General features: G+C 59.5%; 13 protein-coding genes and 1 pseudogene. 5 read left to right on the top strand and 9 right to left on the bottom strand.

Annotated features, from left to right (window positions below):
- Positions 1 to 141 precede the first annotated feature (141 nt).
- The 3 genes from ACW9UQ_RS08385 to ACW9UQ_RS08375 all read left to right on the top strand — a co-directional run bounded on the left by ACW9UQ_RS08385 (position 142) and on the right by ACW9UQ_RS08375 (position 2,383).
- Positions 142 to 765, top strand: a complete 624-nt coding sequence (locus ACW9UQ_RS08385; RefSeq protein WP_458930564.1) for a hypothetical protein — start codon at positions 142 to 144, stop codon at positions 763 to 765.
- Positions 766 to 826: 61 nt separating this feature from the next.
- Entirely contained in the window at positions 827 to 1,522 is a 696-nt protein-coding gene (locus tag ACW9UQ_RS08380) for a CoA transferase subunit A (RefSeq protein WP_458930563.1), read from the top strand.
- Between the two features lie 234 nt (positions 1,523 to 1,756).
- Positions 1,757 to 2,383, top strand: coding sequence for a CoA transferase subunit B (locus ACW9UQ_RS08375; protein ID WP_458930562.1), 627 nt, complete (start codon positions 1,757 to 1,759; stop codon positions 2,381 to 2,383).
- Positions 2,384 to 2,449: 66 nt separating this feature from the next.
- Here the strand turns inward: ACW9UQ_RS08375 and ACW9UQ_RS08370 are convergent, their stop codons facing one another.
- The 9 genes and pseudogenes from ACW9UQ_RS08370 to ACW9UQ_RS08330 form a co-directional block, all read right to left on the bottom strand.
- Positions 2,450 to 4,363 carry a beta-galactosidase gene (locus ACW9UQ_RS08370; protein WP_458930561.1) on the bottom strand — a complete coding sequence of 638 codons (1,914 nt, stop codon included), beginning with the start codon at positions 4,361 to 4,363 and terminating at the stop codon, positions 2,450 to 2,452.
- Entirely contained in the window at positions 4,363 to 5,196 is an 834-nt protein-coding gene (locus tag ACW9UQ_RS08365) for an SMP-30/gluconolactonase/LRE family protein (RefSeq protein WP_458930560.1), read from the bottom strand. Before ACW9UQ_RS08365 ends, ACW9UQ_RS08370 begins: the two co-directional genes overlap by 1 nt.
- Positions 5,193 to 5,798 (bottom strand): 2-dehydro-3-deoxy-6-phosphogalactonate aldolase, encoded by a 606-nt coding sequence (locus ACW9UQ_RS08360; RefSeq protein WP_458930559.1) that lies wholly within the window; start codon positions 5,796 to 5,798, stop codon positions 5,193 to 5,195. The genes ACW9UQ_RS08365 and ACW9UQ_RS08360 overlap by 4 nt, the downstream gene beginning before the upstream one ends.
- Positions 5,795 to 6,715: a 2-dehydro-3-deoxygalactonokinase gene (locus ACW9UQ_RS08355; RefSeq protein WP_458930558.1), complete on the bottom strand. Its 921-nt coding sequence runs from the start codon at positions 6,713 to 6,715 to the stop codon at positions 5,795 to 5,797. The genes ACW9UQ_RS08360 and ACW9UQ_RS08355 overlap by 4 nt, the downstream gene beginning before the upstream one ends.
- A gap of 4 nt (positions 6,716 to 6,719) precedes the next feature.
- Positions 6,720 to 7,490 (bottom strand): SDR family NAD(P)-dependent oxidoreductase, encoded by a 771-nt coding sequence (locus tag ACW9UQ_RS08350; protein WP_458930557.1) that lies wholly within the window; start codon positions 7,488 to 7,490, stop codon positions 6,720 to 6,722.
- A gap of 90 nt (positions 7,491 to 7,580) precedes the next feature.
- Positions 7,581 to 9,661, bottom strand: a pseudogene (locus ACW9UQ_RS08345) (alpha-galactosidase).
- The gene (locus tag ACW9UQ_RS08340) at positions 9,658 to 10,506 is read right to left on the bottom strand and encodes a carbohydrate ABC transporter permease (protein WP_458930556.1); all 849 of its coding nucleotides are present in this window, start codon (positions 10,504 to 10,506) and stop codon (positions 9,658 to 9,660) included. Before ACW9UQ_RS08340 ends, ACW9UQ_RS08345 begins: the two are co-directional and overlap by 4 nt.
- A 1-nt stretch (position 10,507) precedes the next feature.
- Positions 10,508 to 11,434, bottom strand: a complete 927-nt coding sequence (locus ACW9UQ_RS08335; RefSeq protein ID WP_458930555.1) for a carbohydrate ABC transporter permease — start codon at positions 11,432 to 11,434, stop codon at positions 10,508 to 10,510.
- A gap of 120 nt (positions 11,435 to 11,554) precedes the next feature.
- Complete coding sequence (locus ACW9UQ_RS08330; RefSeq protein ID WP_458930554.1) at positions 11,555 to 12,823, bottom strand: ABC transporter substrate-binding protein; 1,269 nt, start codon at positions 12,821 to 12,823, stop codon at positions 11,555 to 11,557.
- A gap of 145 nt (positions 12,824 to 12,968) precedes the next feature.
- Here ACW9UQ_RS08330 and ACW9UQ_RS08325 point away from each other — a divergent pair, with 145 nt between their 5' ends.
- Together ACW9UQ_RS08325 and ACW9UQ_RS08320 are read left to right on the top strand one after the other, a co-directional pair.
- Positions 12,969 to 13,766, top strand: coding sequence for an IclR family transcriptional regulator (locus ACW9UQ_RS08325; protein WP_458930553.1), 798 nt, complete (start codon positions 12,969 to 12,971; stop codon positions 13,764 to 13,766).
- Between the two features lie 16 nt (positions 13,767 to 13,782).
- Positions 13,783 to 14,841 (top strand): ABC transporter ATP-binding protein, encoded by a 1,059-nt coding sequence (locus ACW9UQ_RS08320; protein ID WP_458930552.1) that lies wholly within the window; start codon positions 13,783 to 13,785, stop codon positions 14,839 to 14,841.
- The last annotated feature ends 182 nt before the right edge of the window (positions 14,842 to 15,023 follow it).

Raw genomic sequence — 15,023 nt, 5'->3', positions numbered from 1 at the left:
CCCTGCGGCAGGGGGGATGGCGTAGTTGGTTTGTAACGGTTTTTCGGGATCCTCTCTGCCTTTTTTAGCCAGTACACGTTCACAGAATGACCGAGATTCATGCCACAGTGCCGCCCCGCCCGGCGGTTAGGGTCCACCACCATGACATACGGACAAGCCAAAGCTATTTCACCTGCAATGATCGTAAGCTGCCTGCATACGCTGGACGCAAATATCGCTATTTTCGAAGCCGCCTGCCCGCCGGAAATCACCCTCATGCATCACGTCCACAGCGAGTTGATGAACCGCGCGCTGGAACGAGACCATCTTGGCCTGCTTGAAGAAACCCAGATGCATCTGCGCCGCTTGGCACCGATCAGCGATGCGGTTGTATTAACCAGTTCGCTGCTGAGAGACGCCGCAGGTCCGCCATTCTATCACAGTGACAGAGTGCTACGCGATGCGGTTTGTCGGGCAGCGCCCGGCCAAAAAGTGGAAGTTATGGTTGCCAGCCCACGGGTTCTGCCCCGAACCGAAGCACTTTTCTCCGATCTGAAAGATCACAACGGCCTTACTTTCACTTTGATAGGAGAGGCCTGGGGCAGCTTTGCAGCGGGCGATACCGAAGCCTTTGCAGAAACCATCAAATCGCGCGTCGCGGCCTCGGATGCGGAAATCGTTGTACTGGCCCAAACGGTGATGAGCCTCGGCGCGGGCGATGACCCACGCGTCATGACCGGCCCCGGCGTCACCTTCCGCACAATCCTAGAAGACCACCCGGGCTAGCTGCACTTGACCTTCCCCGAAACCTGACCGACATTGCCCGCAAACACGGCGGGGAGAAGTCATGAAGAAGGTCTATAATAGCGCGACAGAGGCTCTTGATGGGCTTCTGTTTGATGGCATGTTGATTGCGGCCGGGGGCTTTGGCCTATGCGGCATTCCGGAAAACCTGATCTCGGCGATCCGTGATGCGGGCACAAAAAACCTGTCTGTCGCATCAAACAATGCTGGCGTCGATGATTTCGGCCTGGGCCTGCTGTTGCAGACAAAGCAGATCAAGAAAATGATTTCCTCTTATGTTGGGGAAAACGCCGAATTCATGCGGCAATACCTGTCCGGCGAGCTTGAGCTGGAGTTCAACCCCCAAGGCACCCTGGCCGAACGGATGCGCGCCGGTGGTGCGGGTATCCCCGGATTTTACACCCGCACCGGCGTTGGCACCGTGATCGCTGACGGCAAGGAAGAACGGGAGTTCAACGGCGAGCGGTATATCCTGGAAACCGGCATCTTTGCCGACCTTTCTATCGTCAAAGCCTGGAAGGCCGACGACACCGGCAACCTGATTTTCCGCAAGACTGCCCGCAACTTCAACCCGCCCGCGGCGATGTGCGGCAAGGTCTGCGTCGCCGAGGTGGAGGAAATCGTGCCGCGCGGCAGCCTTGACCCTGACTTGATCCACCTGCCCGGCATCTATGTGAACCGCCTGATCCAGGGCACGCATGAAAAGCGCATCGAGCAACGCACCGTAAGGGAGGCTTGATTATGGAAGACGATGACAGCTTCCTTCGTATAGTCGAGGCGCTAAACGAATCACCAGCCGAGCAGTGCGTAATACGTGACGAATTTCTGGCCGATCTAGGCATCGATCCAGATACGCTCGTCGCAGAAACGGGCCGACAGTACAGACGCGCAGTTGAAATTCATAGCATACCGGAAAGACACATGAATCTTCGTGATTCCGTACTTATCTTTAGTCCACGAAAGGAGGCCTGATATGTGGGACCGCAATCAAATGGCCGCCCGGGCCGCGCAGGAATTGCAGGATGGCATGTATGTCAATCTGGGCATTGGTATCCCGACGCTGGTGGCGAACTATATTCCCGAAGGTGTCGACGTCACATTGCAATCGGAAAACGGCATGCTGGGCATGGGCCCCTTCCCGACCGAGGATGAGATCGACGCCGATCTGATCAATGCGGGCAAGCAGACCATCACCGAATTGACCCGCACCAGCTATTTCGACAGCGCCACCAGCTTTGGCATGATCCGGGGCGGCAAGATCGATATGGCCATATTGGGCGCAATGGAAGTGGCCGAAAACGGCGATCTGGCCAACTGGATGATCCCGGGCAAGCTGGTCAAAGGCATGGGCGGGGCCATGGATTTGGTGGCGGGCGTCAAGCGCGTCATCGTGATCATGGACCACACCAACAAGGCTGGTGAAACCAAGCTGCTGCGCGAATGTACCCTGCCCTTGACCGGGCAAAGCGTGGTGCATCGGATCATCACCAATCTGGGCGTGTTCGATGTGGTCGAGGGCGGTCTGAAGATCGTCGAAATGGCACCGGATGTGAGCGAAGCCGATATTCGCGCCAAGACCGAGGCTAATCTGGTCGCCTGACCTCAGCCAATTCGTTGTTTTTGAACGCCAGCCCCGGGACTTCGGGGCTGGCGTTTCTTATTCATGTCAATCCTTGGTCGCGCAGGATTGTCTCAGCACCCCTGCGGCTGGAAGGGTCAGATCGTGCAGCGTGACGTCATCCGCATCGTAGTTGAACCAGAACCGCTCTGCCCCGCAATCGCGCAGGCGCACGCCATCGGGCAGGTCCAGTGTTTCAATCCCGGCCTTCTGGCAAGCCCTGCGGCATACCCGACGCCAGGCAGTCTGGTCCAGCCAGCCCCCGACATAGGTCAAATCCCCCTGCGTCATTACGACAGGATCGCCGTCCAGCGTCGCCTCCTGAACCGTGGCTGTGCCCTCAAGCACATCCCGATAACGCTGCACCGCCCCGCCTGCCTGCAGCGGCAAGGGCATATCGGCGCGCAGGCTTTCAACATGGGTCACCGTGACGTCCAGCCCTGGAATAGCAGGCGGCAGCGGCACAGGGATAGTCATCTCGGCATCCCGCGCGCCGCTTCGCGGGCCAAGCACTACCTGCGCTCCGCTGTCGGCCAGGGCTTGCTTTAGCGCCGCGTTCATATGCATCAGACCGGGGGCAAGGATCAGGCCATAGCCTGCGAAAGCGTCCGCGCTGGCCGGCAGGATATCAATCGACAGACCAAGGCCGCGCAAAGCGCGGTAAACCTCAAACACCAAGTCGAAATAGCTAAGACCGTCACCATGCGGCTGCGTGGTCCAGGCGAAATCAGCGTCATAGTCAAAGATCAGGGCGACCGGTGCGCGGGATTGCTGCACCTCTGGCGCATCCTGTAGCTCTGCGACGATCTGCTGAACCTCGACCATTGCGGGCGCATCGGCACTGTCGGGGCGCAGCAATCCGGCGTGCATCTGCTCTTGCGCAAAGGGGGCCTGGCGCCAGCGGAAATAGCAGACTGCCTCGGCCCCATGGGCAAAGGCCTCCCACGTCCAAAGACGCACCATGCCGGGCAAGGGGGCGGGATTGGTCGGGGCCCAGTTCACTGGCCCCGGCTGCTGTTCCATGACCCACCAGCGGCCCTTGCCAACGGCACGGTAAAGATCGTGATGGAACGCCTGAAAATCGGGATCGCCCTGTCGCGCGAAACGGCGCTGGCGGTCTGCATCGGCCCCCACGCGATCCTCAAGAAAACCCAGCGGATAGCTGTCCCAGCTGGCGATATCCAGATCCTCGCCAAGGCGGAAGTGATTAAAACGGGTCTCGCGCCCCATATAGTTATGCAGGATGGGCGCATTGCTATGGTCGCGCAGAATATCCACCTGCAACCGGTTGAACGCTACCACCTGATCTGAGGAAAAGCGACGGAAGGCCAGCCAGTGTGCCGGGTTTGCCTCAGTCACTGTCAGATTGGGCAGGTCGATCTGGCTAAAATCATCATACTCCATCGACCAGAACACATTGCCCCAGGCGGTGTTCAGGGCCTCAATCGTGCAGTAACGCTGGCGCAGCCAATCGCGAAAAGCGTCGCGCGCGGCGGCGCTGTAGGACAGCACCGTGTCATGACAGCCGTATTCGTTGTCGGTCTGCCAGGCTGCAATGTGCGGATTGCGCCCATATCGCTCCGCAAGACGCGCAACGATCGTGGCACATTCCGCCCGGTATCCTTCATGGCTGAAACAATAATGCCGGCGCGAGCCGAACTTGCGCGGGCGGCCTTCGACATCAACGGCCAGCATGTCGGGATGCCGGTCCAGCATCCAACGTGGGGGTGTCGCCGTTGGGGTGCCAAGAACCACTTTCAAGCCCGCAGCGCCAAGGATGGCAATCGCATCGTCCAGCCAGTCAAAGTCATACTGCCCCGGGACAGGTTCCAGACGGCTCCAGGCGAATTCGCCGATGCGGACCCAGCTTAGCCCCGCCTGGACCATACGGCGCGCGTCGTCTTGCCAGATGTCGCGCGGCCAGTGCTCGGGATAGTAACAGGTGCCAAGGCTGCGCTGCATCACAGCACAACCCTATGTTCAGCCTGACCGGTTACTTCGGTGTCAATCATGAACGTCTGGCCACCCTTCGCCTCTGTCACGCCATCCGCTGCCGATGTCACAAACAGCCTGCGCAAATCCACCCCGCCGAATGCCGGGCAGGTCGTCTGGCTGGCCGGGCAAGGGATAGCGGACAGAAACCGCCCATCCGCATCATAGCGCGCCACCCGGCCCGCCCCCCACTGCGCAATCCACAAGCAGCCGTCGCTGTCCACGACAGCCCCGTCGGGATTCAGCCTTTCCTCTGACAGATCAATCAGAACCTCCGCTGAACCGTCAGACCATCCCTGCGCGTCCAGCCTTTGGCGCATCACCTTGCGGGTTGGTGTATCCGTGAAATAGGCGTGCCGACGATCCGGGGCAAAGCAGATGGCGTTGGACACGGTGATCGGGGCGAACAGCTGTCGCACCTCCCCCCGGTAAAAGCGATAGATCGCCCCCAGCCCCTGTTCCAGATTTTTGCCCATCGTGCCAATCCAGAACCCGCCCCAAGGATCCGCCCGCCCATCATTGGACCGGGTCCGCGGATCATCCGCTTCAAGCGGAGTGATGGGATCAGACTGCCCGGTGGTCAGATCAAAGCGCAGCAATGCGGTCTCGGAAGCGACCAGCAGGGTATCCCTGTCAATCCAACCGGCGGCAGAGACATGTTCATCAAACGTCCATTCCGCGCCTTCGCTCAACAGCTTCTTACCAAGGATATCAAACCAGAACAGTTGGTGCCGTTCCAGATGCCAAAGCGGCCCTTCGCCAAGGGCACAGTGGCGGGGATCGAATATCGTTACCTCAGTCATGCGGCAGCCCCATCATAGGCGGTCACGATCTCCGCCGCGCGAGACGCGACCTGGGTAGTTGAGAAACCGGGCTGATAAAACGCCGTGCCAATGCCAAACCCGGCGACACCTGCGGCGGTCCATTCAGCAAAGTTATCCGGGCCGACACCACCAACAGCAAAGGTCTGCGTGCCCTTGGGCAGCACCGCCAGCATCGCCTTCAGCCCTGCCGGGCCAACCAGAGACGACGGAAACAGCTTCAGCCCGTCCGCCCCGGCGCGTAGCGCTGCAAACCCCTCGGTCGGCGTCAAAATTCCGGGGTAAGAGGCCATTCCAGCGGCTTTCGTCGCTGCGATCACCTCAGCATTGGCATCAGGCGATACCACCATCTGTCCGCCCGCCTGTCGCACCTGCTCGACATCCTCGACGGTCAAAACAGTGCCCGCACCGATCATGGCCCGGTCCCCAAAGCCCTCAGCCATCAGACGAATGCTGTCAAACGGGTCAGGGGAGTTCAGCGGCACCTCGATGCGGTCAATCCCGGCCGAGATCAAAACGTGGCAGATATCCGGTGCTTCAGCCGGTGTGATGCCACGCAGAATGGCAATGATCTGTCGGCTCATGTCGGGTCCTTTATCGAAGATCGGGCCGCACTCAGGCCCCGCAGGGTCATTTCGGTGATATCGGCCAGCATGCACTCTGCCCCCTGTGCAACAAGCGCCGAGCGATAAAGTTCAGCCAACCGGGCAGCGCCCAGCAGTGCGATGTTCTGACCCAGCCAATAGGGTCGCGTCGAAGCCAGTTCTGCGCCAATCAGACTGCCGGACAAGCGCGCGCGGGCCTCCACCGCTGGCATCTCTGCGATCAGGGAGGCCGCCCGCAGGCGGAACAGATGCGCCGACAGCGCCTCGGGCCGGGTCAGCGCCTCGGCCACTGCATCATCAAAGGCGGCAGTGTCGATTGCCTCACCCGCCACGCTGTGGCGCAGGACGGAATTTTCGGACAACAGCGCGAATAATTCACCGGTCATGCAGGTGCGGAAGCTGACGATCTCGCCCGCGCTGATCTGCACCCATTTCGTATGGGTGCCGGGCAGGCACAACACCCCGTCGAAATCCGGGACATCGCGCAGGAAACCGGCGATCTGGGTTTCCTCGCCCCGCATGACATCCGGGGGATTGGTCTGTTTTACGCCGGGCAGGATAGAGACCGAGATGCGGCTGTCATTGGTGCTGACCTGCGTCGCCTCCCGCCCGCCGGGCGGCGTGCAGGGGGCGGTCACATAGCGGGCCTCTGCCCAGCCCTGACGGGATCCGACCATGCCGCAGCACAGCACAGGCGTCACCCGGTCCTGTGCCAGAAAGGGGTCGATCAGGTTCAGCAGCGCCGGTTCGAACCCCTCGCGATCCAGACCGGCCATTCCCTGATCCGTTTCCGCCCGGGCCACCACCTGATCCGTATCATTCAGCACCCAAACCCGCAGGTTCGTGGTGCCCCAGTCAACGGCAATCCAGGCAGTTTTGTCAGACACCTCTGTCATCACCCTACCCTGTCACCACGACGCCACCATCGACGACCAGCGATTGACCGGTCATCATCCGGCTGGTGTCTGAGGCCAGAAACAGCACCGCATCAACCATATCCTGCGGGGCAAGCGTATCCTTCAGGCATTGCCGATCCAGATGAGCCTGCAGCGCCTCGGGCGTTACCCATTTTTCCTTTTGCTTGTCGGTCAAAACCCAGCCCGGTGCCAGCGCGTTGACGCGGATGCGATCGGGGCCAAACTCGCGCGCCAGACTGCGGGTCAGGCCGTTGATCCCGGAATTGGCGGTCGTGTAGGCCGGATAACCGGCATTGCCCATCATGTAACTGATTGAGCTGAAATTGATAATCGAGCCGCCGCCCGCGCTCTGCATGCCGGGAATAGCCGCCTGACAGGCAAAGAAATAGGCCTTGAGGTTGATCGCCTGTGACCAGTCCCAGAACGCTTCGTCCACCTCAAGCGTAGTATGGCGCTGATCATTCGCGGCGTTGTTCACCAGAACCGTCACCGGGCCATGCACCTTGGATGCTTCGGCGATACAGGCGCGCAGCTGTTCGGTGTCGGTTATATCGCAGCCCATGAAATGTGGTGCGTGCCCATGCTTTTGCGCCATCTCACTGGCAAAATCCGATGCGTCGGAGCGTTGGACAAACGCCACTTTCGCGCCCTGCGCCATCAGTCCATCCGTCAGCGCGGCACCAATGCCAGAGCCGCCGCCGGTGATAAAGACACTTTTGTCCTTAAGGTCATGAAATGTGGCTGTCTGGCTCATATCGAATGATATCCTTTAGTCTTTTCTATTTTGCAGCAATGCTGGTTAGACAGGCCCAAGCGCAGCAGTACAAGCTGATCCTGCCCTGCATCACAATCTGGTCCCTTCGACAACCCACATGGTATCTGGGAAGGCCCAGGGCAGGTTCAGACCGTGATGCATCAGATACGCGCCACTCAGCTCCTGCGGGCCGGATTTCAACGGCACGCCCCCCCGTGACAGATGCGTACAATCGGCACGATTGATCAGGTCAATGCGATAGGTGGCTTTCGGGTCCAGACGGGTCAGTTGCAGTGGACGCGGGGCGATCTGGGCAGATGTTGCAGCCTTGCCCGCAAAGACAACGAAGCGCGCGCCATCTTCCGCCAGTTGCTGTTCTGCAATGATCGCAGGATCGGCGCTGTCCAGCCTCAGGATATCGGCCCTATACATCCAGTCGCGGTTGGCCTTCCACCAGTCGGTGACCTGCCGCAGCACCTGTGCCTCATCCTCGCTCAGTTCGTGCAGGTCCATCTCGAACCCCATATGCCGTTGCGCTGCCACCCAGGCGCGGAACCGGATATCAAGCACCCGGCCCGACGTGTGGCAGCGGCGCGGGCCAACATGGCTGCCAGTCACCGCCATCGGCAGAAAGAGCGCGGCATTATGCTGGATGTGCAGCCTTTCCAGCGCGTCATTGCTGTCGCTTAGCCAAACGCGCTGTGTCCGCGAAAGAATGCCAAAGTCGATCCGACTGCCGCCCGATGCACAGCTTTCGATCTCTACCTTCGGGAACGCGGTGCGCAGGTCGTCCAACAGCTGGTATGTGCCCCGTGTCTGGCGGGCGTCCGGCACCGGCAGCACCCGGTTGTGATCCCATTTGATGTAGTCAATCGGATGGGCGCGCAACAGGGCTGCGATGCGGTCGAACAGATATGTCCGCACCTCAGGCAGCGCCATATCCAACACCATCTGCTGACGCCCGAGAATCTGATCTGCGGCTGCCAGCGCCCAGTCTGGATGAGCGCGGAATACCTCGGACTTCGGGTTGATCATTTCGGGTTCGAACCAAAGCCCGAAGCTCATGCCAAGTTCATGCACATGGTCAATCAAGGGCGTCAGGCCATCGGGGTACTTGCGTGGATCGACAACCCAGTCGCCCAGCGACCGCGTATCGTCATCGCGCTGGCCGAACCAGCCATCATCCAGCACAAAACGCTCCGCCCCCAGACCTGCCGCACGCGCGGCAATATCCATCAGCACAGGCAGATCGTGATCGAAATAGACCGCTTCCCAGCAATTGTAATGGACGGGCCTTGGACGGTCCGGCACCTGGGCGCGCAGAACCTCATCCCGCAGATGGCGCTGAAAGGCCACCGCACAGCCATTGATACCGCTGTCTGAGAACGCAGCATAAAGCGGGGCAGTTTCAAAGACGGTTTGCGGTGTAACCTCCGTTCCCGCGGCATGGCCAAACTGGATCTGACGGCGGCCATCGGGCAGCTCTTCGGCGATCATCCGGGCCCGCCGGACCAGCCGTAGTGAAAGGCATGGGCAACGCCTTGCGTATTGGTGGCCCCCCGATGCGGCAGGATCACGCCGGGAAAATGCGCGTGCCCGGTGCGTCCGGTGCGGTTCTCGCGGCAGCGGATGCCCGGTGTCCATGGGGTGCGGTTCAACTGGAACTCGCCGCACCAGCGCCCGGCAAAGTCGATCATCTCATCCGCCTGTTGCGGCCCAGGAACGACAGGCGCGCTTAGCCAGTGCAGATGGACGGGCGCATCCGCCTCCAACCGGGAGCGGGTTGTGATGATATGGGTTTGCGGGTTGATAGTGAACGAAGCCGTGTAGTGCAGGCCGTTAGCCATATCGGCATAGTGCAGAGCCACCGCGTCCCCGGTTTCCTCAACCGAGGTGAAGCGAAACATCGGCAATATAGCACCATCGCCCGATTGTAGGCTGATACCCGGCTGGCCCGGGAAACTGCGCGCCGCCGCCGGGCAAATCGACAGGTCCGGATGTTCATCCAGCATGCCGCCGGTCACATCCGGGATTGAAGTGTGATAGAGCGCCTCCAGATCTTCGCCACCGGGCAAAGGCGGGCCCCAATAGACCACCGACGCCAACGCATCATCGCGGGCCCCTAAAACAAGCGTCTGGCGGACGTCATCAAGACGCCAGCATCGGATCATTTGACAGCCCCAAGCGTCAGACCGGCGATAAAGTGCTTCTGCATCAGGAAAAAGATCAGCACCGGCGGCAGCGCTGCGACAATCGCCCCGGCGCTCATCAAATGATAGGCGGCCCGATATTGCGCATTGAACGAGGTGATGCCCGCCGTCACCGGCTGGCTTTCCGCACCCTGGGTCAGCACCACAGCCCAGAAGTAGTCGTTCCAGATGAAGGTAAAGATCAGCACCGTCAGCGCCGCAATCGCCGGCTTCATCAGCGGCAGCACGACATACAAAAAGATCTTCCACTCTGCTACACCCTCAACCCGCGCAGCCTCGATCAGGGGAAAGGGCAGTCCCTTGATAAAGTTTCGCATGAACAGGGTGCAGAACCCGGTCTGAAAGGCGATGTGGAACAGCACCAGACCAGTTTTTGTGTTGTACAAACCAAGGTCCAGGGTCAGGTCGCGCACCGGCACCATAAGGATCTGGAAGGGCACGAAATTGCCCGCGACAAACATGAAGAATATCCACAAGTTCGCCTTGAATTTATAGATGCCCAGCGCAAACCCCGCCATGCAGGACAGCGCAACCGCCCCAAGCGCCGTGGGAACGGTAATCAGAAGCGAATTCAACAGGTAGCGCGGCATGTCCGAGTCAAAAAACACCTTGGAATAGTTCTCGAACCCGCCAAAGGTCGACGGCCAGCTCCAGTAGCTACCCGACGCGAAATCGCCCGATGGTTTGACCGAAAACAGGGCCACCGCCATCAGCGGCAAAAGCCACAGGATCAGGGCAACCGGCAGCATCGCCTGATAGCTGACCCGGACCGCGCGCGAAGATTTTTCGATGGGTTTGGGAAACATGCTAGTGTCCCCTCTCGTCTTTATACATCGACCACAGGAAATAGGCGATGAAGCAGAGCATGATCAGGAACAGCACGACCGCAATCGCGGCACCATACCCCATGCGGAACCCGTATTCGGATAGCGCCACCTCGAACATATAAAACGACAGCACCCGGCTTTCGCCAAACGGGCCGCCATTGGTCATGATCGAGATCAGATCGAAAGAGCGCAGCGCGCCGACGATTGTCACGACAAAGGCGATGAACGTGGCGGGCTTCAGTTGCGGGATAATGACATACCACAGCATTTTCCACCCTTTGGCCCCATCCAGGCGCGCAGCCTCAACCTGTTCGGGATCAACGGCATTCAGGCCCGTCAGATACAGGATCATGCAATAGGCCGTCTGCGGCCAAAGCCCTGCGGCGATGATGCCATAAGTCACATAGTCAGGATCGCCCAGCACATTGACCGGTCCCAGCCCAACCACCCCAAGGACAGAGTTCAGCAAACCAAAGGTGGGATCGTAGAACCAGGTAAAGACCAGCCCGACCACCACTTGCGAGATGACAAAAGGAAAAAAGAACAGGGATTTGTAGATCCGGATTCCGGTCACCGTCTGGTTCAGGAACAAGGCGATGAACAACCCGGTGGGGATCGCCAGCAGATACATCAGCAGCCAGACCAGGTTGTTGCGGAGGGAGACATAGAACGCCGGGTCGTCCCAAAGCTCGCGATAGTTCTCCAGCCCCACATAGGTCCTGTCGCCCAACCCGTCCCATTCATAGGCCGAGATGTTAAAGCTCTGCAAAATGGGAAAGATCACATAGACCAGAAAGAACAGGATCGCAGGCAGCAGGAACAGCCAGGGCGTTATGGCAATCTCGTTCCGTTTGTACCACGACCGGTGCGACCGCGTTTCGGATGACATAGAGACTGTGTCTGGCATCTATAGGACCCCCGCTTTGACCAAGCCTGGTCTGATCCGCAAAAGACGCGACTGCCTTGCACATTGCATGCGTGACAACGCGTCGAAAAGGGGCGGCCCGGCGGTCGCCCCTTTCAAGTCTTACTTGTAGATACGGCCCCGGGCTTTTTCGAGCCGCTTGAGGATCGCATCCAGATTGTCAGGACGCACCATGAATTCCTGCAGGCCTTCCATGCCGACCTTGGCCATTTCAGCCGGGAAGTCGCGGTCAAAGAACTGCGCGACACCGCCGGGGGAATTGCTGGACAGCATCGTAAAGCCCTGGTTCAGGAACTTATCATCATCCACCGAAGATTGCGCATTGATGGGCAGTTGGCCCAGCGCATCGCCGGCATTGATGGTCGTCTGGACCTCTGGCGACACGATGAAGCGTAGGAATGCCTTGGCGTTTTCCTTGTTCTCGGCACCTGACGGGATGTGGAATGTATCGGTCGGCGCATCTTCGGCCAGCTCGACATCCGGGTTGATCACTGGGAACTGATAGAAGTCCAGCTGATCGTCGGTCAGGCCTGCATCGCGCAGCGGGGCCACCGCGAAGTTCCCCATCAGATAGGCTGCGGCTTCACCCTTCACCATGAAGGGCAATGCCTCCTGCCAGCTATAGGTCTGGTGGTTGGGCAGGAACGCCCCCATGTCGATCAGCTCGCGCCAGTTGGCGAAGGTCTGGCGCACGCGCTCATCTTCCCAGCTGATCTCGCCATTGGCCAGTTGCATGTGGAAGTCGAACCCGTTTGTCCGCATGTTCAGATAGTCGAACCACCCGCCTGCGGTCCAAAGAAACTTGGTGCCGATGGTGTAGCAAACGCGCCCGGACTCAACGATCTTCTGGCAGTTGGCCTTTTCCTCTTCCCAGGTGGTCGGCTCTGACAGGCCAAGCTCATCAAAGATGTCTTTGCGGTAATAGACGCCCCACTGATAGTAGGTATAGGGCACGCCCCATTGCTTACCGTCGATGGTCATCGCGCCCTTGGTCGAAGCCAGGTTTTCGGCGATCTCAGGCTCGGCCCACAGATCACTGACATCCTCGAACAGGCCTGCCTCGACATAAGGCTTCATGCGGTTTGCCGCATACCAGGTGGCCACATCCGGCGAGTTGGCGGTCAGGAAGTTACGGATCTGAGTTTTGTAAGCTTCACGGTCGATGATCGTGGTCTCGATGTTGAGATCGGGGTTCATCTCCTGAAACTTGGCGATGGCCTGCTCCATCGTCGCACGCGGGGCCGGATTGGACGTGTCCAGGAAAATCTTGAGATCGCCCGTCAAACCCTGAGCCGAAACGCTCAGCGCGCTACCGGCAAGAGCGACCGCCGTGGCCAGCGCGGCGACGGATGCCTTGAAAGTGGAACGCATCATATCCTCCCTGATGTGTTTCATTTATTGAAATGCAAGATTGCATATTGAAATTCTGCGCAGGGCGGTTTTAGATTGTCAACAGATTCCTTGACGGACCGCCAAGTCAGAGGGCGGTATCAAAAAGGGCTGAGGGAGGACCGGTATGTCAGACACTACGCCGTCCAGCGGCACGGTCAGAAAAGCGCTGAACGTGTTGGAGCATGTGACGGATTTCGAACGGCCGGTTCGCTTTAACGAGATACTCGACGCATCGCCCTACCCCCGCGGCACGCTTTACCGGATGCTGCAGACGCTGCGCACCGAGGGGCTGCTAAGCTATGACGACTATCACCAAACCTATTCGCTGGGCTTTCGTTTGGTCCGTCTGGCGCACACTGCCTGGGCGCAGTTTTCATTGGCCCCGGTCGCGCGCCCGTTCATCGACGCGCTCAGCGCATCCATCGGGGAAACGATCCATATCGCCCAGCTTGAGGCGGGACAGGTCCTATATGTGGACAAACGCAACGCTGAGCGCCCGATTGAGATGTTCTCGCAGGCAGGCAAGGTTGGTCCCGCCTATTGCACAGGCGTTGGGAAAGCCATGCTGGCCTTCCTGCCCGAACGCGACCTGAACCGTGCACTGGACCAGCAGGCCTATCACGGCTTCACCCCCAGCACTCTGACCTCACGGACCGCCCTTAGCGACGGGCTGGACGAGGTGCGTGCGCGTGGCTTCGCGCTTGATCGGGAAGAGCATGAGCCAGGTATCATCTGCGTGGCCGTTCCGATCCTGACCTCAACCCGGTCGGTGATCGGTGCGATATCTGTGACCAGCACGACCTCCAAGACGACCCTCGCCGAACTGGAAACCTTTGTCCCGGAAATGCAGGACGCCGCCAGCAAGATCGCCGCCACCGCAGAACACTGGCGTTTTCCGGCAGATCAAACGGCAGCCGAGTAATGAAAAGGAACGCAACATGTCTGGCCTGACCCTTAAAGACGTCGTGAAGCGCTATGGTGATGTGCAGGTCATTCACGGCGTTAACCTTGACATAGACGATGGTGAATTCTGCGTCTTTGTCGGTCCATCGGGCTGCGGCAAGTCAACGCTTCTGCGCATGGTCGCCGGGCTGGAGGAAACCACCGAGGGCACTGTCATGATCGGGTCGCGCGACGTGACCCGCATGGACCCGGCAGAACGCGGCGTGGCGATGGTGTTCCAGACCTACGCGCTTTATCCGCATATGACGGTCAAACAGAATATGGGTTTCGGCCTGAAGATGAACGGGCATCCCAAGGCCGAGATCGACAAAAAGGTTGCCGAGGCCACGCGCATCCTGAAGCTTGAGGACTACCTGAGCCGCAAGCCCTCTGCCCTGTCCGGCGGTCAGCGGCAACGCGTGTCGATCGGCCGGGCGATTGTACGCGGCCCCGAGGTTTTCCTGTTTGACGAGCCGCTTTCCAACCTCGATGCCGAGTTGCGCGTTGAAATGCGGGTAGAGATCGCACGGCTGCACAAGGAAATCGGCGCGACCATGATCTATGTGACCCATGATCAGGTCGAAGCGATGACATTGGCCGATAAGATCGTGGTGCTGCGCAGCGGCCATATCGAACAGGTCGGCGCGCCGCTGGACCTTTACCGCGACCCCGACAACAAATTCGTCGCTGGCTTCATCGGCTCTCCGGCCATGAACTTCCTGGACGGCACGGTGCGCGATGGCGCGGTGGAGGTCCCTGCCCTGCAAACCAGCATCTCGCTGCCCGTTCAAATGCCATCCGATGGCACCGAGGTTTGCCTTGGCCTGCGCCCGGAACATCTGACCATCGACCCAACTGGCGACACACACACCGTCGATCTAACCGAAGCTTTGGGCGGCGTTTCCTATGCCTATCTCATCTCAAGCACAGGCGAGAAAATCACGGTCGAGGAACGCGGCGATGAGCGATCAAAGGAAGGCACGCGGGTTGGCCTGTCACTGGCATCAGAGCGGGCCTTTCTGTTCGATCAGAAAACCGGGAAGCGGCTGCGTTAACCGGAACACTTGGAATGCTGACTTAATCTATGCTGACCGTTGACGGCCCAGACCCGAAATCGACTAGGCAGCGGACTCGTAAAACTGACACCATAGCCTGATAGATGCGAGTTTGATCATGGCCATGAAGTTGGCTGAAGTTTTTTCATAGCGTGTTGCGATCCGGCGGAATGAGGCTTTGA

The organism is Halovulum sp. GXIMD14793 (assembly GCF_054457435.1).
The sequence above is the reverse complement of the archived record's forward strand: the minus strand, read 5'-3'. Positions and strand labels throughout refer to the sequence as shown.

Coding starts and splice junctions, on each gene's coding strand:
- ACW9UQ_RS08385 (WP_458930564.1), top strand. CDS start 142: ATGACATACGGACAAGCCAAAGCTATTTCACCTGCAATGATCGTAAGC.
- ACW9UQ_RS08380 (WP_458930563.1), top strand. CDS start 827: ATGAAGAAGGTCTATAATAGCGCGACAGAGGCTCTTGATGGGCTTCTG.
- ACW9UQ_RS08375 (WP_458930562.1), top strand. CDS start 1,757: ATGTGGGACCGCAATCAAATGGCCGCCCGGGCCGCGCAGGAATTGCAG.
- ACW9UQ_RS08370 (WP_458930561.1), bottom strand. CDS start 4,363: ATGCAGCGCAGCCTTGGCACCTGTTACTATCCCGAGCACTGGCCGCGC.
- ACW9UQ_RS08365 (WP_458930560.1), bottom strand. CDS start 5,196: ATGACTGAGGTAACGATATTCGATCCCCGCCACTGTGCCCTTGGCGAA.
- ACW9UQ_RS08360 (WP_458930559.1), bottom strand. CDS start 5,798: ATGAGCCGACAGATCATTGCCATTCTGCGTGGCATCACACCGGCTGAA.
- ACW9UQ_RS08355 (WP_458930558.1), bottom strand. CDS start 6,715: ATGACAGAGGTGTCTGACAAAACTGCCTGGATTGCCGTTGACTGGGGC.
- ACW9UQ_RS08350 (WP_458930557.1), bottom strand. CDS start 7,490: ATGAGCCAGACAGCCACATTTCATGACCTTAAGGACAAAAGTGTCTTT.
- ACW9UQ_RS08340 (WP_458930556.1), bottom strand. CDS start 10,506: ATGTTTCCCAAACCCATCGAAAAATCTTCGCGCGCGGTCCGGGTCAGC.
- ACW9UQ_RS08335 (WP_458930555.1), bottom strand. CDS start 11,434: ATGCCAGACACAGTCTCTATGTCATCCGAAACGCGGTCGCACCGGTCG.
- ACW9UQ_RS08330 (WP_458930554.1), bottom strand. CDS start 12,823: ATGCGTTCCACTTTCAAGGCATCCGTCGCCGCGCTGGCCACGGCGGTC.
- ACW9UQ_RS08325 (WP_458930553.1), top strand. CDS start 12,969: ATGTCAGACACTACGCCGTCCAGCGGCACGGTCAGAAAAGCGCTGAAC.
- ACW9UQ_RS08320 (WP_458930552.1), top strand. CDS start 13,783: ATGTCTGGCCTGACCCTTAAAGACGTCGTGAAGCGCTATGGTGATGTG.